The organism is Streptococcus sp. ZY171113, assembly GCF_057748235.1.
Window position 1 is genome coordinate 1,315,594 of sequence record NZ_CM173243.1, and the last position, 18,197, is coordinate 1,333,790.

At 44.4% G+C, this 18,197-nt stretch carries 20 protein-coding genes; all 20 read right to left on the reverse strand.

All coding sequences use genetic code 11. The features are described from left to right. Window position 1: 1 nt before the first annotated feature. Window positions 2-2,368 (reverse strand): VirB4-like conjugal transfer ATPase, CD1110 family, encoded by a 2,367-nt coding sequence (locus tag AC3ARB_RS06145; RefSeq protein WP_488319713.1) that lies wholly within the window; start codon window positions 2,366-2,368, stop codon window positions 2-4. Beyond that, the gene (locus AC3ARB_RS06150) at window positions 2,316-2,678 is read right to left on the reverse strand and encodes a PrgI family protein (protein WP_488319714.1); all 363 of its coding nucleotides are present in this window, start codon (window positions 2,676-2,678) and stop codon (window positions 2,316-2,318) included. The genes AC3ARB_RS06145 and AC3ARB_RS06150 overlap by 53 nt, the downstream gene beginning before the upstream one ends. Before the next feature lie 186 nt (window positions 2,679-2,864). Further along, complete coding sequence (locus AC3ARB_RS06155) at window positions 2,865-3,719, reverse strand: VirB6/TrbL-like conjugal transfer protein, CD1112 family (RefSeq protein ID WP_488319715.1); 855 nt, start codon at window positions 3,717-3,719, stop codon at window positions 2,865-2,867. A 22-nt stretch (window positions 3,720-3,741) separates the two neighbouring features. Beyond that, window positions 3,742-3,984, reverse strand: a complete 243-nt coding sequence (locus AC3ARB_RS06160) for a hypothetical protein (protein ID WP_488319716.1) — start codon at window positions 3,982-3,984, stop codon at window positions 3,742-3,744. A 27-nt stretch (window positions 3,985-4,011) separates the two neighbouring features. Next, the gene (locus AC3ARB_RS06165) at window positions 4,012-5,898 is read right to left on the reverse strand and encodes a VirD4-like conjugal transfer protein, CD1115 family (protein WP_488319717.1); all 1,887 of its coding nucleotides are present in this window, start codon (window positions 5,896-5,898) and stop codon (window positions 4,012-4,014) included. Next, window positions 5,895-6,386 carry a hypothetical protein gene (locus AC3ARB_RS06170; protein WP_488319718.1) on the reverse strand — a complete coding sequence of 164 codons (492 nt, stop codon included), beginning with the start codon at window positions 6,384-6,386 and terminating at the stop codon, window positions 5,895-5,897. Before AC3ARB_RS06170 ends, AC3ARB_RS06165 begins: the two co-directional genes overlap by 4 nt. A gap of 61 nt (window positions 6,387-6,447) precedes the next feature. Continuing rightward, window positions 6,448-7,050, reverse strand: coding sequence for a CPBP family intramembrane glutamic endopeptidase (locus AC3ARB_RS06175; RefSeq protein ID WP_488319719.1), 603 nt, complete (start codon window positions 7,048-7,050; stop codon window positions 6,448-6,450). Beyond that, window positions 7,028-7,261, reverse strand: coding sequence for a transcriptional regulator (locus AC3ARB_RS06180; protein WP_488319720.1), 234 nt, complete (start codon window positions 7,259-7,261; stop codon window positions 7,028-7,030). The genes AC3ARB_RS06175 and AC3ARB_RS06180 overlap by 23 nt, the downstream gene beginning before the upstream one ends. 10 nt (window positions 7,262-7,271) lie before the next feature. Then, window positions 7,272-7,649 carry a hypothetical protein gene (locus AC3ARB_RS06185; protein ID WP_488319721.1) on the reverse strand — a complete coding sequence of 126 codons (378 nt, stop codon included), beginning with the start codon at window positions 7,647-7,649 and terminating at the stop codon, window positions 7,272-7,274. Then, window positions 7,646-8,083 carry a hypothetical protein gene (locus tag AC3ARB_RS06190; RefSeq protein ID WP_488319722.1) on the reverse strand — a complete coding sequence of 146 codons (438 nt, stop codon included), beginning with the start codon at window positions 8,081-8,083 and terminating at the stop codon, window positions 7,646-7,648. Before AC3ARB_RS06190 ends, AC3ARB_RS06185 begins: the two co-directional genes overlap by 4 nt. Beyond that, window positions 8,061-9,416, reverse strand: a complete 1,356-nt coding sequence (gene dcm / locus AC3ARB_RS06195; RefSeq protein ID WP_488319723.1) for a DNA (cytosine-5-)-methyltransferase — start codon at window positions 9,414-9,416, stop codon at window positions 8,061-8,063. The genes AC3ARB_RS06190 and dcm overlap by 23 nt, the downstream gene beginning before the upstream one ends. Before the next feature lie 153 nt (window positions 9,417-9,569). Then, window positions 9,570-10,346 carry a replication initiator protein A gene (locus AC3ARB_RS06200; RefSeq protein ID WP_488319724.1) on the reverse strand — a complete coding sequence of 259 codons (777 nt, stop codon included), beginning with the start codon at window positions 10,344-10,346 and terminating at the stop codon, window positions 9,570-9,572. Further along, the gene (locus AC3ARB_RS06205) at window positions 10,333-10,512 is read right to left on the reverse strand and encodes a hypothetical protein (RefSeq protein WP_488319725.1); all 180 of its coding nucleotides are present in this window, start codon (window positions 10,510-10,512) and stop codon (window positions 10,333-10,335) included. The genes AC3ARB_RS06200 and AC3ARB_RS06205 overlap by 14 nt, the downstream gene beginning before the upstream one ends. 138 nt (window positions 10,513-10,650) lie before the next feature. Then, entirely contained in the window at window positions 10,651-10,791 is a 141-nt protein-coding gene (locus tag AC3ARB_RS06210; RefSeq protein WP_488319726.1) for a DNA mismatch repair protein MutT, read from the reverse strand. Window positions 10,792-10,806: 15 nt separating this feature from the next. Beyond that, a complete protein-coding gene (locus tag AC3ARB_RS06215) occupies window positions 10,807-12,351 on the reverse strand; it encodes an ABC-F family ATP-binding cassette domain-containing protein (protein WP_488319727.1) in 1,545 nt (514 codons plus the stop codon). A gap of 67 nt (window positions 12,352-12,418) precedes the next feature. After that, entirely contained in the window at window positions 12,419-12,925 is a 507-nt protein-coding gene (locus AC3ARB_RS06220) for a phosphatase PAP2 family protein (protein WP_488319728.1), read from the reverse strand. A gap of 112 nt (window positions 12,926-13,037) precedes the next feature. Further along, the gene (locus AC3ARB_RS06225) at window positions 13,038-13,382 is read right to left on the reverse strand and encodes an NUDIX domain-containing protein (protein ID WP_488319729.1); all 345 of its coding nucleotides are present in this window, start codon (window positions 13,380-13,382) and stop codon (window positions 13,038-13,040) included. A 115-nt stretch (window positions 13,383-13,497) separates the two neighbouring features. Beyond that, window positions 13,498-14,934 (reverse strand): recombinase family protein, encoded by a 1,437-nt coding sequence (locus AC3ARB_RS06230; protein ID WP_488319730.1) that lies wholly within the window; start codon window positions 14,932-14,934, stop codon window positions 13,498-13,500. Beyond that, window positions 14,927-16,543, reverse strand: a complete 1,617-nt coding sequence (locus AC3ARB_RS06235; RefSeq protein ID WP_488319731.1) for a recombinase family protein — start codon at window positions 16,541-16,543, stop codon at window positions 14,927-14,929. Before AC3ARB_RS06235 ends, AC3ARB_RS06230 begins: the two co-directional genes overlap by 8 nt. After that, window positions 16,543-18,117 (reverse strand): recombinase family protein, encoded by a 1,575-nt coding sequence (locus AC3ARB_RS06240; RefSeq protein ID WP_488319732.1) that lies wholly within the window; start codon window positions 18,115-18,117, stop codon window positions 16,543-16,545. Before AC3ARB_RS06240 ends, AC3ARB_RS06235 begins: the two co-directional genes overlap by 1 nt. Between the last annotated feature and the right edge of the window lie 80 nt (window positions 18,118-18,197).

An 18,197-nucleotide genomic window follows, 5' to 3' on the forward strand; every position in this document is an offset into this window, starting at 1 on the left:
ATCAACCGCCTCCTTTAGAACCAGCCATCTTATCAGGGTCGGTGCTCATGAGGTCAAAGAGCTGGGTGTTGCTTGGAATCCGGTTCTTGAAGGGCACTACGGTATGACCTGCCTTAATGAGACCTGCCCCTCGCTCTGGATTGACCAGATACTTCTCTAACTCCTTGGAAAGGCCAAGGAGATGGACCAATTCTTCTCGGTCATTCTTGGCTTGTTTGAGAAGAATCATGAACTCACTATTGGCTAGAATCCGTCTGCCATTAGCATCCAAAAGCAAGGTCTCTACGTTTTGTGTAATGCCTGTTGGGATAGCCCCATACTTACGCACACGGCTCCACAATTTGAAGAAGAAATTTGACGCATACTGGTCCAGCAACAAGAGCTGCATTTCATCAAAATAAATCCAGGTGGTCTTACCCAATTGCTGGTTTTTTACCACCCGATTCCAGATTTGTTCAAAGACAACCATGAGGGCAATGGGTTTTAGAGCCTCTCCCAATTTTTTAACGTTATAGACCACAAAGTTACTATCTGGAGCACTATTGGTCCGATGGGCGAACATATCCAAGGAGCCTTTGACATACAACTCCATATCAAGGGCTAAATTCTTAGCCTCTTGTTCGGGCTGATAAGCCAAGACAAATACCCATTCTTCCAAGGTCGGCTCTTGGAAATGTTGGTAAGTCAAACGGGTAACACGGTCGATGATTGACTTCTCCCGACCATCAATAGGTCGGTCAAGAAGTTTACCAATCCATGACAACAGGAATTCAGATTTGAGTTTTACCGGATCATCATCAAAGCCATGGCTGGATAAATCAAGCACATTCAGATAGGTCTGACTGTCAGGGGCAATGACAATGGTTTCGCCACCAAAGGCTTGGCCAATGAGGCTATACTCGTTCTCTGGGTCCACCACGATGATTTCGGTGTTGAGGTCCCCCTCTTTAAGTTTGGTGGTCAGAATCTCATGCTTGGTTGCCATGCCCTTACCAGACCCTGATGTCCCAAGGATTAAGCCAGACGGTGTATTAAGGGTCTTTCTGTCAATGGTGATGATATTGTTTGAAATCTGATTCAAGCCATAATACTTCCCACCCCTATCCTGTAAATCCACAGAAGTCCAAGGGGACTGAACGGCAATATTTGAGGTTAAAAGGCTCCGTGAGACACCTTTTAAGAAATTTTTCCCTAGTGGCAAAAGGGTATTAAAGGCTACCTCCTGCATATAAGGCAAGGTATCAATAATCAAGTCATGTGAACCTGCAATTTGTTTCATGTCATCAAGAGCTTCCTTGAGTTGGTCAGGGCTCTCCGCCCAGAGGCCAATCAAAAAGACTGTTTCAAAGAGTTTGTCCCCGGTCTGATTCATGGTCTTTAGGAGGTCGTCTGCCTCATCAATAGTCGTCTCCAAGACATGGCCAACCTTGTCCAGGTAAATACCAGACCGAGCCATTTTTTGTTGTTCCCCAATCTTTTGGGATTCCATGAGGGTTTTCTTGGTTCTGACCTTGGTGACAGCCTCTGACTTGGTCGCACCTTTGGCGTGTAAACTGATGATCAACTCACGGTCTGCCTGCATGAGGTCCCGAATAAAGCCATCCCCTAACTCGGTTCCATAATCCCTGACATAGACAATTTGGAGGAATCGGTCATCCACTCCGATATAGTCCTTATGCTTGAAATTCATGCTTTGAGGGGCAATAAAGTGTTTGGTCGATAGACCAGAGGGGGTCATCTCATCATAGGAGAAGGTCAGGTGGTCATCACCTCTAAGCATATCCGCCAAGAGATTGACCCGTTCAGCCCCCTCTAAGAGATTAAAACTGGCATCAATCTCTGAGAATCCACTTCTGACATACTCCCCTAATTGTGAGAGGCTGCGATGGGCTAACTTGGGCGATTTCTCCGCCTTACCAAAGGTCAAGAGTTTAATGGCGGTAAAGTTGTTCTCCCCTGCCTCCAGGTTCTGGTTCATGGTCTGATTGAGTTCTTCTCGGTAGTGGTCGTAGCCATCCCCTTTTAAGGCATATAGGACACCTTGGCGGAATTTTTCAAGGTTAATCTTACGATTAAAGAGGGTCAGTTGAAATTGGGTCCGGTCATCTAGTGCATTGATTAGGTCTGAATACTTATCAACAATCGCCGCTTTATCATCAAGCCCAACTGTCTGATAATTGACATCACCTAAGAGGTAGGACTGCGAGTAATCATCTGGGGTGACTTGCATAAGGCCATTTTCAAAAAGGCCCTGGTAGGCAATGGTATTAACAGTAGTTGGCAAGAGCTCATCTCTCAGAGCTTTTTTCTTGTCCTTATTTGAAGGCTTTGTTTGAGGTTTCGTCCAAGGTTTTTTTAGAAGGGACATGGGTTCTTTTCTCCTTTTGGTGTAATGTTCTGATTGGCACGGTTAAGGCAAACCGTAAGCGATAAGTCAAATAATGTTCAAAGGCCAAATCGTTTGGACGATAGACCCCAAAAAGTAAGAGGGGCAGCGTGACGGTCAAGGTAAAACCATAGACAAACCAGTCCCCAAACTGCCAATAAACCAGGTTCAAACCCAGTACTAAAACAGTCAACACGAGGGCAGGAAAGACAAAAATGACTTGCCTCGTTGTAAAACCTAGCCAGGCCCTGTGTTGGTATTTTGAAATGTCCTTAAAGACACGAGTGTTCATAAAAATCCTCCTTAACTAAGATATAAAGGGCGTTAAGCGGACACCGTCAAAATAGGAAATTGGCCGACGAGTCTTGCGACTCTAGGAAAATTTTTCTTTTTGACACCGTCCGTAGCCCGTATTCGATTCATAAAAACGGAGCAGGTGACCTACTCCGTTAGTTAATGTTATGGTCGCATTCACGTCTTACATGCCTAAGATACTTCTAGCTGTCCGCTGTGACCCAACCAAGGCAATGATCAGTAAGATGGCTTGAATAAGACCACCAAACATGATCGCTAAGGCTTGTCCAGACCCTGCTCCACTTGAAACAGCAATCTTACCAGCTGATTCAAAGAGCGGGCTCAGGGAGACAATCAAGAAAATCATAATCCCCTGAATACCATAAACCATAATGTTCTTAAGGTAGCCAATACCGACACCTCGCCAGTCATCACTCAAAAAGGTTGGAAGGGTAAGAGGGGCAAATGGCACCATGAGGTAGAGTTGGATAAAGCGAATGGTCACCATCAGATTCACCATCGCGGCACTCACCATTCTGACTAACCAAATCAGGAGCGCAAAGAAGGCAATAATCATCTTACCAACCACACCTGACCCTTTTAGGCCTGACAGGGTGTCATAGGTGGCTCCCCCTTCAGAAACGAGGCTGGCAATTTGGGTGAGAGCATGAGAAGCTAGACCAAGTATAGCCTCAACAATTACCGTAGTATTGGCCATCACTACCCCAACCATGATGTAACTGACAATCATCGGGGCAATGGATTCAAAGGTCATGGCCCCGCCTGAATTGGCGATTTTCTTAGCCATCTTATTAAATTCTAGAATCATCACCACCGCTAGAATCGCAACACCAATGGGTTGCATGATGTTCTTAGTGATAGCAGTCATGTAAGACCAGACCGTGGGGTTATACTCGGCCAAGGACTTGACCAAGTCCGCCGTTGATTCTAGGTCCACCGAAAAGCCTTCAAAGAGACTATCTGAATTCACCTTCTCAGACGTCAGAAAGACCAGGTGGGGTAAAAGTAGTTCCTTCATCACATCTTCTCTTCTCCTCTACTTAAATAGTAATCTGGGTCACAAAGGCCCCAGCAGCACCAACCATAACGCCACCGACAATTTCTAGGATAGCGTTACGCACACCAGGACCACCGTCCTTAATGTTGGTTGAGAGGTTGATAATGCCCATGACGACAAGAAAGGCTCCGACCGCAATCAGCCCTTTTTGAAGCAAGGCCATGCCCTGAGAAAACATGGAGCTGGCATCAACCCCATAGTAAAATCCGTTGAGTTGTTTTAACATGAAATATCCTCTTTTCTATTGATTAAGTTAAGCTGACCTCATCAAATCAGTTTCCAGACTAAGGTCTCTGATATGGTGTCCGGTCAAATCTAGTTGTTCTGGTTGGTTGGGGAACCCCTCAAGGTCCCACCACCACTCATCTTCCTCCTGGTTAGCTAGGAACTTCCAGTTGGGGTGTTGGGTTGGGTCAAATTTCTTGCCCTTAAAGACTGGCATATTGGCAATGCGGACCAGGCATTCGTCACGGCTCATTCGACCGACTTCATCAGGTGTCATGAGGTCACGAGCAATTTTCTGATGAGACAGAGAGCCTGAACCCGTTTGTCCAAAAGAACGGCTAGTGGTTCTGACGTCAATGGTTTGTTTGCCAAGAAGGCCACTCATGAACTTAAAGGTTTCTTCATCGTTCCCACCCAAGTAGAGCAGGCTGTCACAGTTACCTAGAATGGTTTTCCAGGCCTCTTTTTCCTTGTAGTTACCCTGTAGTTGGGCGATATTTTGAAGAATCGGCACAAGACTGATGTTTCGAGAGCGGACCGTTGATGTCAACTCCGCAAAATCAGGAATTTCACCGACATTGGCAAACTCGTCTAAGTAGCTCCTCACATGAATAGGCAGTTTTCCCTTAAAGTCCACGTCAGCCTGACGGGTTAAGGTGGAAAAGACCGTTGAGAAAAAAAGTGCCGATAAAAACCTGAAGGTAGAATCATTGTCAGGAATCACCAAATAAACCATGGTCTTTTGGGTCCCCCAGGTTTTCATCTCTAAGGTGTCAATTTTGGTCAAGTCAATGACCGATTGAATGTTAAAGAGGGCAAACTTGGCGGTGGTTACGGCAATCACACTATCAAGGGTCTTATCCTTATAGTTCTGAAAGTCAGCCCAATTTCGCATGGTAAAATTCTCTGTGCCGTACTTTTTAGCGTAACGCTCAAACATGACCTCTAGAACACTTTTCTCAGCCTGGTCAGATTTAGCTAGGAGCTTGATGAGCTTTGAAATCTCAGGAAACGACGGGTAGCGACCGCGTCGCCGCCTTGCCGCCAAGTCCTGTTTCTCTTGGAGGTAGAGGCGGTCCCGCTCTGCCTGAGACAACCTGCTTTCTTCTATCAGCTCTTCTCTAGTCTTAGGTGGGTTATAAAAATCCACTAGGTAAGAGGCAAGAGCCCTGACCAAGGTCATTGAAGCCTCGTCCCAAAAAGGGTCACTACGAGAACCAGACCCACGGGTATTGTTAAAATACACCGTCAGCATTCTGTTCAAATCATTCTCATTGTCCAGGTATCGAAAAGGGTTGAAGCCGTCTGAGTTGGTCAGGTTTACCAGGTCCAAAATCTTAATTTGGTAGCCCGCTTTTAGAAAGAACTTGCCCGTCTTTTGTGGCAAATGGTCTTTTGGGTCAACGACAATATTAGAGCAGTTAGCCTGAATCAGATTGGGTTTCACAAACCGAAAGGTCTTACCACTCCCTGACCCACCAATAACAACCAAGTTCTTGTTTCGGTCATACCTGGGTGATTTCTTCTCAAGTAGGGTTACCCGTAGGCCTCTCCCAAGAATCATGTCCATAAAAGGGTTTTTACTGGCAAAGGGCTTCAGTTCCCTAGACCTGCCAAACCTGGCTGAGCCATACTCTTCTCCTTCACGGTAAACCTTGGCTCCCGTTGAGGCATAAAGATAGATTAGCCAGCTACTTACCAGTCCAAGCAAGAACCATAGACTTGACCTAGCTGTAAAAGAAAGGTTCACGGGGTTCTTTATCAGCTCTTCTTGCCCATTCATGACAAGGTATGCCCAACGCTCAACTACTGGTAAATTGGTCAGCTGATCATAGAGCAGGCTCATGCGGTGACAGACATAGCCCAGAGCTAGCCCTAACATAGCAAAGACAATCTGTTTGGGACGGTTTGTCATGGCAGTTCCACCTCCTTCACCTTGACGGCTGATGGTTCTACCAATGGCACTTGGGCTTTGGCCAGAGCGATTTCTTCATCAAGGGTTTTATCACTCACCAGACCTTTTAGCTTTTCTGGATCGCTGGTCAGCTCCTTCATAAGCTTGTCCAGGTGCTGGTCCAGGAGCGACCGGTCCTTGGTGTAAAAATAGAGGTAGTCCTCCTGCCAAGCTAAAGCTAAAGGAAGGTCCTCACGATTAAGGAGCTCCTTCAACTTTTCAAGGTCTATGGGTTTATCAAGTAGGTCTGAAGTCACCTGTATCGTATCAATCGAAAAGGGTGTTTTGACCAATTCCGCCAAGGTCTGCGGACCAATCTTGTAGGCTGTCTCTTGACGTTGAGCCTGTCTAGCAGACCACTCTAGCAGTCGCATTAGGCCTCTAATCGTTAACAGGCTTGTCCGTTCAAGGTAGCTAAAGGCCTGGCGTTCCTGTTGTTCACTAGACATCTTATCCTCCTTTCGCTTCTTATTCTGTCCCTATCCTAGCTTAGATGAGTTGATAGTTTTATCACACCAACTGAGTTAGACCCAAAACAAAGATATTCCAAAGCGTATGAAGACCTATCGCCATTTTTAGACTTGCCTGATGCCTGACTGTGCCAAGCACCAACCCCATTGAGGCGTAGAGGATAAAACTGGTAAAACTATCGGGTTGATGAGCCAAAGAAAAAGCCATTGAAGTCACCACAACTTTTGAGACCCGTCCAGGCAGAACCTCCCACAATAACCCTCGATAAACCAATTCCTCTACCATACTGGCATTGATTAAAAATAGGACAATGATGAGAACAGGAAGCTGTTCAAACACTTGCAGTAAGGCTTCTTGGTTGCTTGAAGAAACGGCACTTATCAAAGAAACTAGGTAGGACACCAGTAACAGAACTAAAAATCCTGTTCCCAACCATTTCAAGGATTTTGACCTTGGTGTTACCTCCTGTTTTTTTCGATAAACTAGGATGATTAAGCTACCTAGATAAGCTAGTTGAAAGACAGTTACACCCATTAACCCAATCACTCTCATCACATAGGCTGATACGATTGCGGCATTGAGGTATTGGTAAAGGAAAAGTGCTAGTAAGGCACCATACCTAACGACAGAAAAGGTCTTCATAGTCCACCTCCAGTACCGCTACAATCTTTTCCACCCACTTGGTTTGAGGCATTTGACCAGCGGACTTATAGTGCCTGATTTTCTGGTAAAGGCGGTTAAACTCGCTGGGGTATTTGTAGGTTCCCACAAACATTTTTCGGGTTAGATCTGCCCAAGTCATCTCTTTTTCAGCCAAAAGTATGGCCACATTCTCCCAAAACAATTCAGCCATAACCGTCCTCCTAAACCCTCAGTAGGGGCAAGACCAAATCCCGGGACAAGAGCTTTAGGTTTCGAGGGAGGAAGGTTCTCAATTCCTCTTGGCTGACATCAGGGTAGATTTGTCCCTTAGCAAGGATAAGGGGCAAGCGAAGGTTTCTACTAGGTTTTCTTAACACCAAGTGAACCAACTCATTGAACCTCATCTCCTCTTGACGCTTTAGGGAAAGGAGATGAGGTGATAAGAACTCAAAACAATCCGTGGCAGAGGTCATTAACTCCAAAAGATGGCAACGGTCAATCTGGTCACAAGTGACGCAGTCGTAGGTCAGTCCATAGCGTTCTAAGGTTTCAATAACCTGCCGATTACGAGCTTGGTTTGTACTCAGAAACAGTTTCATAATGTAGCCTCCTTCTTGTATTCTAAATCTGGCTGATGTAATCTGGATAAAACAGGGCTAAAATCAACTGGTTTCCCCTCTTGGTCAAAGGCCTTAACCAAGACCTGTTCCTTAATGATGTCATGTTTTCCTTTGTAGGAATAGCCTTGCCCATAGGCGATAAAAGCCAAGTCTCCTTCATCTGTCAGAAGGGCATCCACACCATTTTTTATATCTCGTGTCTGCACGAGATTAAAAACCTCATGAAGGGTCGTTGACAACTCAACTGGTTGATTTTTCAGTTTGTGGTAGTCATCTAGGTAACGTGTCTCTACGTCACAAGTCCAATCATCAAGATTGAAAATAGCTTCAATCACTTGTTCCAGTTCAGCATGATGAATTTCTACTTCCAGTTCATCACAAGATAAAATACTACGGCTTGTTAGTTGTTTCATGGCACTCCTCCAATTCTTTTAGGTATTTGGCAATAGTCGCAATGACAGGAACTGATACACTATTTCCTGCCTGCTTATAGAGCTGACTCTTACTTGAAACCGCCTCTGCTCTGTCGAAAGCCCAATCAGGAAATCCCTGGAGACGGAAACATTCTCTTGGGGTTAGTCTACGGATTCTCAAACGATAGAGCTTGTCTTCAACAAGAAAACCAGTCACCTCAAACCATTTGTCCTTGCGGTATTCCAGGGCTGCGACAACGACTCCTTGCTGGGAGCTGGTCGTTAAGGTATTTGCGATTTGTTTTCCTACCCTTCCTCTCTTGGTCTGGGATTCAGGATAAGAGAGATTGACCGAATCGCCCAGCTCTGCTTGGGCAAAACCTTGTTTGGTCGCCTCACGAATTTTTAAGTGTGGAGCTTCTTGACGAAGCAAGAGCTTTGGAATCTTATCCCCACCCTGCATGGTTGTAAGTGTTGGGGACAGGCCTACTGGATCATAAACTCGTCCAGCTTGGTCAAAAGCCGATGGCAATCTCCCGGCAAGCAGTACGCCGTGCCTATCTTGAGCCGTCAAAGTAAACATGGGGTCTTGGTTAGCCTTGAAACGTCTGCCATTCTGTCGTTTATCAAGCCTGTCTGGTGTTAAGACTGGAATGGCAATCTTAACACCCTCTCCCTTATTTACGGTTAAGGTTGGAGATAGACCTGTCGAGAGATAAACCGCTCCACTCATCCCTCTACCCGACGGATTAACATTACCTAATCGGTCAAGATGAGTTGGGCTACCTTGTCCTCGGAGAGGAAATACTGGTCGGAAACCTCGCTTTCGAGAATGTCCGATAATAAAGACCCGCTCCCGATTTTGGGGAAGGCCGAAATCTTTACTGTTAAGCACCTGCCACTCGACATGATACCCCAATTCATCCAGCGTATTGAGGATTGTGGCGTACGTCCGTCCCTGGTCGTGACTGAGTAACCCCTTGACGTTCTCAAAAAATAGATAAGATGGTTGAATTTCCTTGGCACATCGAGCAAGCTCGAAAAAGAGAGTGCCTCTAGTGTCCTCAAATCCCAGTCGTCTGCCTGCGAGAGAAAAGGCTTGGCAAGGAAAGCCCCCACAGAGGACATCCACTTGTCCTCGGAGTTTTCTGAGTTGATCATCGGTGATTTGGGTAATGTCATGGTATTCTAATTCTCCTTCTGTGTCGTGAATGGCCTGATAAGACCGTCTAGCGAATTTATCTATTTCGCAAAAGCCAATGCAGGTATGACCTTGACTTTCCATTCCTAAGCGAAAGCCGCCAATCCCTGCAAAACAATCAAAAAAGTTCATCTGTTTCTCCTTTCGGGTATCAAAAAAGACCTTACATCTCATAAAGCCTTGGTTAGATATGGTCCTCCATCTCTGGAGCATTGATAATCTCAACCACCAAACTGATGATTGACACAATAAAAATGCCTAGTGCAAGTTTCCACCACATGATTCTCACCTCCTCTCCTGTTCTTGTCGGCGTTCCTTATTCCACTCTGCCAGAATCCCATTAAAAACATACTCAGCTATAACCTCTGCCGTTCTGGCAAATCTCATGTTGTCCAAAGCATACTGGTAACGGTCATCAAAGTGCCTCATGACAAATTCAGCAGCGTTCCTAGAAAAGCCTTCTCGCCTAAACTGATCATGAACCAGTCCCCAAATGTAGTCCTTATCATAAGGGCTCATTTTTTCAACCTTTCGAGTAAGCCCAATCTCCTCCTCGTCCTCTGAAAGAAATTCAGTCTCACTCCTATTAGTCTCACTATCTTCAGTCTCACTAGTGGCTGAATCTAAGACGGGGCCCGTCTGTTTTTGAGACTGGCCCCGTGTTTTTTTAACACCACCCCCGTCTAAATTTAAGACGGGGGTCGGTTCATGTTCCAACTCACCAAGGTAAATCTTATTGGCGAGCCGTCCTTTTTCACTTGATGACTGTTGGACTTCCTCAATCAAACCATAGTCTCGCAGTGATTTCTTAATAGTTAAAAGTTTTGACTTTGAACAGCCTAAAAGTTCCATCAATTTTGAGTTGGAGTAAATCAAGTAGATAAAGCCTTGCTCATCTATCCAGCCCCTACTCAAAGACAACTCAAGTCGATCTTTCAAAACGGCATAGGCAACCTTGACCTCCAGCTTCATGTCCTTGTATCGATCACTCTCAAACAAGAGCTTTGGAAGTTTGTAATATCTTTCCGATGTCTGATAATGATTGGCACTAATGCGTTTCATGATTGCCCTCCAATAATTTGATTTCTAGTTGACCCCCTGTTTTGACGTTAATCAGGCCACTCATTTCTAATTCTTTCAGTATTTCTGTCGCTTTTGGTAGTGTTATTCCCATAGAAAGCATGAGATACCCAACAACACCAAGGCGAGTTGATTCTGCAAGTTCCACGATTTTCCTCCTCTTAAAATAAAAAAGGCAAGAACACTCTAAACTGTTCTTGCCTAAGCAATAATATTTTATAAACTGTGATGAAATCCTCCTTAATGACAGATTGTAGAACGCTCAAATCCTTGATTTATCAGCGTTTTAAGCACCTGTCATTATTATGACACAATCCCCGCCTGGGAAGACAATTCCAGGCCAGTCTTGTTTAAGTCGCTCCATAACGACAACCTTTTCACAGTCACGAATCATGCATAGATTGGTAAAAATCGCTTGTTCTGGCATTGCTTTCTCCTAAAATTAGGCCATCTTATTGAAATCCCAAACGGCATCGACCCAGCCTTCGTAGAAGTCGGGTTCGTGGCAGACCATGAGAATGGAGCCCTTGTAGGCTTGGAGGGCTCGTTTGAGTTCATCCTTGGCATCCACATCCAAGTGGTTGGTTGGCTCGTCCAGAATCAGGACATTGTTTTCACGGTTCATGAGGAGGCAGAAACGGACCTTGGCCTGCTCACCACCTGAGAGGACCTGAATCTGGCTCTCAATGTGCTTGCTGGTCAGACCACAACGAGCCAGAGTTGCCCGTACTTCCGCTTGGTTGAGGGCTGGGAAGGCATCCCAAACCGCCTCAAGTGGGGTCTGGCGGTTACCACCAGCCACTTCCTGCTCAAAGTAGCCAAGTTCCAGATATTCGCCCCGCTCAACCGAGCCACCCAGCGGTGGAATGATGCCCAAAAGGCTCTTCAAAAGCGTCGATTTACCGATACCGTTGGCACCGACAATGGCGATCTTCTGGTTGCGTTCAAAGGTCAAATTAAGCGGTGCCTTGGTCAGAACACGGTCATAGCCAATTTCCAAATCGGTGGTTTGGAAGATGAAACGGCTTGGGGTCCGAGCCATCTTGAAGTCAAAACTTGGTTTTGGTTTCTCAGCTTGGAGCTCGATGATATCCATCTTATCCAGCTTTTTCTGGCGGGACATGGCCATGTTTCGCGTGGCCACCCGAGCCTTGTTACGGGCAACAAAGTCCTGAAGATCCGCAATTTCCTTCTGCTGACGCTCGTAGGCCGCCTCCAACTGGGCCCGTTTCATGGCATGAACTTCCTCAAACTGGTAGTAATTTCCAGAATAGCGGGTCAAGAGCTGGTTCTCCACGTGGTAAACAATGTTAATCACATCATTCAAAAACGGAATATCGTGGGAAATGAGGACAAAGGCGTTCTCGTAGTTTTGCAGGTAACGTTTGAGCCAGTCAATGTGCTCGGCATCCAGGTAGTTGGTCGGCTCATCCAGAAGCAAAATGTCTGGTTTTTCCAAGAGCAACTTGGCCAGAAGAACCTTGGTCCGCTGACCACCAGACAGGGCTGTCACATCGGTATCCATGCCATAGTCCATAACCCCAAGGGCACGAGCCACCTCGTCAATCTTGGCATCCAAAGTATAGAAATCCCGACTCTCCAGACGGTCCTGGAGCTCGCCCACTTCTTCCATGAGGGCATCCATATCTGCCCCCTCGTCGGCCATAGACATGTAGATGTCATTGATCCGAGCCTCGGTCTTGAAGAGCTCATCAAAAGCCGTCCGCAAGACATCACGGACCGTCATGCCCTCTTCCAGCACCGCATGCTGGTCCAAATAACCCGCCGTCACATAGCGCGACCACTCCACCTTGCCCTCATCTGGCTGGAGCTTGCCCGTCACAATGGACATGAAGGTCGATTTCCCCTCACCATTGGCCCCGACAAGACCGATATGCTCGCCCTTGAGCAGGCGGAAGGACACGTTCTCAAAAATGGCACGGTCACCAAAACCGTGGCTCAAATTCTTAACTTCTAAAATACTCATGATTCGTCTTTCTATTCTTTAAGGAAATAGCAGAGCCAAAAGCTCGCTCCTTCTATTTTAGCAGATTTTACCAGAAAAAAACAGGCAGGCCCAGTAAAATCCCCAGCGCAAATCCGACCACAACATCCTTGGGGTAATGAACCCCACCCAGGACCCGCAAGACCGCAAGGACTGCCGCCACCAGCAAAATCAAGCCACCTAGAATCGGCTGATTAGCCAAGGCAACGGTGCCGATAACACTGGCTGAAAAGACGTGGCGGCTGGGGAAGGACTGACCAACCGTATCCTTTTCGATGATGGGTTCAATGGCCCAGGCCTCATAGGGTCTGGCTTTATTGAGGTGTTGGCGTAGCCAGGACACTAAAACAAAGCCCAGAGCTGGGCAAATGACCTGGCCCCAGAAAGTCGGCCAGTCCTGTCTCAGACCTGTTCGTAGTAATACCAAGGGATAGAGGCCATAAACGCCTCTGGTCAAGGCCGTGTTGGCCTGAACAACAAGAAGCTGACTGCTCGGCCATTTTTCCAAAAAAGCCAATAAATGGGCGTAAAAATGCTGGTAATCTTTCTGTCTCATAGCTCCATTTTATCACATTTGCCTGTAAAAAACAGGCTAGGAGCAGTTGAAACCGTTCGCTCCTAGCCCGCCTGATTGCTTCCACTTCAGGTCATTCTGGCATGGGTCCTCCTTAAAAAAACGTTCGGTGGAGAATGCCGTCCTCGTCCCGCTCATAAAAGAGCTCTGAACTCTCCTCCTCCAAATAAAACTGCAACAAATCATCCATAGAATCTGCCAAATCCACTTTGCCCTGAGCAATGTCCTCCTGGGAGACCCAGATGACCTCACCTTCCTCAGACGACCGCAGCTGACCAGTAAAGTCATTGGTTCGGTAGAGAAAAACCAGGTAACGGGTCTTGTCGTCTCGGGTGTGGAAATGCTTGACTCCAACCAGCTTAGGATTGGCAATGATCAAGCCTGTCTCCTCATAGATTTCACGGATAACCGAGTCGTGAATGCTTTCTCCGATTTCCATTTTTCCCTCTTATGTCAAGTAACTGACACTATTTATTTACTTGATTTCTGACTAATTATATCACAAAACAACCTATCAAGAAAGAGACTTGATAGGATTCAAGTCTCTTTATCAACTATTTATAGATAACTGTAAAAAATCCGAGGCAGTCAACGACTACTTTTTCAATGTGAATGCTAATTATTTCTTTGGTTAACTTATCCTTAGTCAACAACTGAACTTTGTTAGCTTCGTTTAGCTGTTCTTCTAAATTCTTAACAGTTTCGTCTATTAGCATTTTCTTAGCAATATAATCTTCTCTGGTCATCAGGTTATCCTTGTAGTCTTGGAATAAGGATAGTTTTTGTTTCTTCAACCGTTCAATTTCTCTAAGCAATCTAGTCTTAGAAGCAATTTGACGGGGCTTAACCACCTTTTGTCCTAGCTTCTCCTTGATTGATTGTTCAATCCTATCTACTCGGCAGGACTTCATTTTTTCACCTTGTCCTTTACAATAGCGACAGGAAAAATACTGATAACCTTGATGGTTATATGAACCAATCAAAGAATGGTCACAATGCTCACAACGAATCAGTCCTGTTAAAATGCTCGGAATTTTCGGAGGCTGAGGGTGTTTTTTCTGAGTAACCTTCTTAGCCTTTAGTTGAGTAACTTGTGCAAATAGTTCTGCCGAAATAATCGCTTCGTGATTATTCTCAATTCGTTCCCACTCTGATTTTGGTAGAGAAACATGCTTCCCCCTTATGTAGGTTCGAGTATTATAGAGATAAGTTCCCTTATAGGCTTCATTCTTCAAAATTTGAGAAACGTTTATAACGCTCCAAACATTCCTCTCTTGCTCCTTTGTTAGTCTGAGAGACTTTTCGTAACGTGCCTGACTGATTTGCATTTTTCTCTCTGCTGGGGTAATGACTTGTTCTTTATTCAAGATTCGAGCAATCTTTTGGTAACTATTACCATCAAGGTACAAGGTAAAAATACGTCGAACAATTGGTGCAACTGCCTCATCAATGATAATCTTGAATCGGTCCTCTGGATCCTTGATGTAGCCAAAGGGTGGCAACCAACTCATGTTTTTTCCAGAGCGTTTCATGCTGTTCATCGTACTCTTAACCTTTTCAGAAACATCCTTGGCATAGAAATCATTGAGGAGGTTTCTAAAGGGAACATCAATATCCAGTCCATTCTGTTCAGATGTCAAACTATCATATTGGTCATTTATAGCTATGAAGCGAACTCCGAGAAAAGGGAAAATATTTTCCAAATAATTCCCTAATTCCAGATAATCACGCATAAAACGCGACAAATCTTTAACAATGATATGACGGATAATTCCCGCCTTAACATCAGCCATCAAGCGTTGAAAGGCAGGTCGATTGAGACTTGTTCCTGAAAAACCATCGTCCACATACTCCAAGCGTTCCCAACGACTAAAGTCTGGTGATTGATTAAGGTACTGATTCAAAAGATAGCGTTGGTTGGTAATGGAGTTACTTTCGTCTGTCCCGTCCTCATCGACGGAAAGACGAAGGTATAAAGCCATTTTAGACATGGTCATCACCTCCCATCAGGCAGGTAAAAGTTACTGTCACAGACTTATCCACTTCAACATCTATCCGTTCTATCACTTCATTAAGCAGTTCTGCCGTTAAAACTGATTGATTTTGGCATTTAGAAAGATGTTTAACCCAACTGACCTGTTGACAATGTTTCTCCTCAATTCTCATCGCTAAAGCCTCATAATGGGCTATTTCTTTTGAGAGAGTTTCAATTTTTGAGGTAATCATCGCCTTTTGAGACAAATAAGTCTCTCGTTCCTGAGCCTCAAGGCGGTAATTCAGATAAAGCTCGCCTTGCTCAGCTTGTAGACTAGCCAAAGTCCTTTGAAGATTTTTTGTTTTCTTTTGGCAGTCTCTAAGGCATTCATCCCTCTTCATTTCTAATTTGGGCAATAAGTTTTTAACCGTGCCAAGCCGTTTCATCTCTGTCTGAATCAAGCTCAACACAATCTTATCTAAGGCTTGTTCACTGATATAGACAGTTTGTTTCTCTGAAGCTTCTGAACCATGAAGATAGTCCATAAAGTAATAGTAATCATACTCTGATTTTGAATTTGAGAAATGCCTACAGTACCTTCGCATTTGAGTTGATTGCCCCTTGGCATAGATAAGACCCTTATAACGATTAGTAGTACGAGGTTGAGTATGTTTCCTTATGTTACGACGTCCGCCGATTAGTTTTTGAAGTGTTTGATGCTCTACTTTAGTAATATAAGCTTCATGACAATCATCTACTTGAATAAAATCTTTCTCAGTTAAGGTTTTATTATGCCGACGTTGAATGAGACTGCCATAAAACGCAGGATTTTGAACAAGCCGCTGAAGGTTCGCAACTTGCCACTGTCGTGTATCATTCTCTGTTCTATACCTTTCTCCTGTTTGGCGATAAGCCATTGGCGTAGCAACTTTCTGCTGATTAAGGTATTTTGTCACCCGGTTGATAGATTGGCCTGCCATTAACTTTTCAAAGACATCTACCATAACAGGTTGAACTATCGGATCAATGATTAAACGATTACCACCCTCTCTTCTTTCTAACTTATACCCATAGGGAGCAAAGCCAGCGATGAAATAACCTTGCTTTGCTTTCTGAATATGACTAGCGGTAACTTTCTTGGAAATGTCCTTAGAATAGAGGTCATTGACCAAATTCTTAATTTCCACCTCAAAGGATTTCTTTTCTTCTAGTACTTTGAGAGTGTCTAAGTTATCATTGATTGAAATAAACCGAACCCCCATAAAGGGAAACACCTTATCAATCAGTAGACCCATTTCAATGTAGTTGCGACCCAAGCGTGACAGGTCTCGAATGATAATACAGTTTATGACACCATTTTTAATGTCTTCCATCATGTCCAGATAGGCAGGTCGATTAAAGGTTTTACCAGAATACTCATAGTCGATGTAACACTTCGTTATAGTTAAACCTTTTTCCTTCGCAAAGGATCTAGCTAGACTTTCTTGCGTCTCTAAGGACTGAGATTTGTTTCGCCAACTTTCTGTACGTTCATTCGACAAACGAATGTAAATGCCTGTCCGATAGGTTTGGAGGGATAACTCTTCCACCGTTTCCTTACGGTAGCGGTTCTTGGTACGTGCCATTAGACCACCTCCGTCACTCTTTGAGATAACTGTTGGAGGATTTCTAATTCTGCTATATCATGAAACACCAGAGTCAGCTCCTGATTTTTGTGAACGACAATTCGGTCAAGTAAGGTAACTAGAGTGATACGATTGAGTTCGTCGTTTTTCTGCATCTCACTCAACTGGTTTAGCCATTTTTGCTTATCCTGGAGTTTATCATACAAGGTTTGGGCTAACTCTTTCTTTTGAATGATAGTATCTTCAATTTTCTTTAGCTTCTGGCGATAGCTTCGCTGAAACTCTTGGTATTCTGTTTCATTGATTAGGCCATCGTCTAAATCTAAATACAAAGACTGGAGCAACTGTTCATACTTCTTTCGATTAGCAAACAGCGAAGTAAAGTCAACTTCCAAAAACTGTGCTTTATTCAAATAATCAGGAACAGTTTTAATAAAATAAGATTTCCAGTCAAGGTGTTGATAGATGAGCGTCGAAACCAAGTCAAGTAACATATCTTGCTTAATCGCATGGCGACTACAGCCTCGTCCGTTATTATAAGTGCTACAAATATACTGAACAGTCTCTTTGTCCTTGTAATGGAGTTTTCGTTGTAACAGCTGCGACTGACAATCACCACAGAACAATAACCCTGCAAAGAGGTCAGGTAACATCTTCCCATGTTTGACATCTCTAAGTAAGAGGTTATTAGCTACTTCAAAAGTGCTCTTGGAGATAATCCCCTCATGTGTATCATCAACTCGTACCCAATCTTCTGGATTCACAGCCACAGACTTTTGTGACTTGTAATTGATTTTGGTTTGCTTCCCCTGTTCCAAACTACCAGTATAGACACGATTTGTCAAAATACGATTGACCATTTTCGTGTCCCACTTATAGCTATGTCCATAAAAGCCTTTAATCTTTTCCTGACAGGCTTTCTTACGTTGCAACGGAGTTTCTATCCCTGCCTGGTTAAGAAAGCCTGCGATAGCGTTTGACGAATATCCCTCTAGTTTAAGAGCAAAGATTTTCTCAATAGTAGGGCGTACATTCTCATCAACCACTAGATGATTCCGTTGCTTGTCATCTTTGCGATAGCCATAAGGGGCAAAAGCTCCAATAAACTCGCCCTTTTGCCGTTTAGCTTTTTGGGTGCTTCGAACTTTTGTTGAAATGTCTCGACTGTAACTATCGTTAATGAGACTTTTGATAGGCATGACCAAATGCGTTTCATTGGTATCAGCCGTCAGGCTATCATAGTGGTCATTGACCGAGATAAATCTGACTCCCATAGCCGGAAAAATTCGCTGGAGGTATTTTCCAGTTTCAATGTAATCTCGACCAAAGCGTGATAAGTCCTTGACAATTATGGTATCAATGACCTTATCATTTACCATTTCCATCATACGGTTAAAATCAGGACGGTTAAAGGTTAATCCACTGATACCATCATCCACAAATTCTTCTAAAATCATAAAATCGTGATTTCTGGCATAGTCTCGCAAAAGCGAGCGTTGGTTGATGATGGAATTGCTTTCCACATTGTCCCCATCATCTCGTGATAGGCGTAAATAAATACAGGCGTTTGTCATGTGTCTCTCCTTAATCAGTGTTTAGGTGCTTACCGATTAAGGACTGAGGTTCTACAACTCTATTTTACATCATTTCTAAA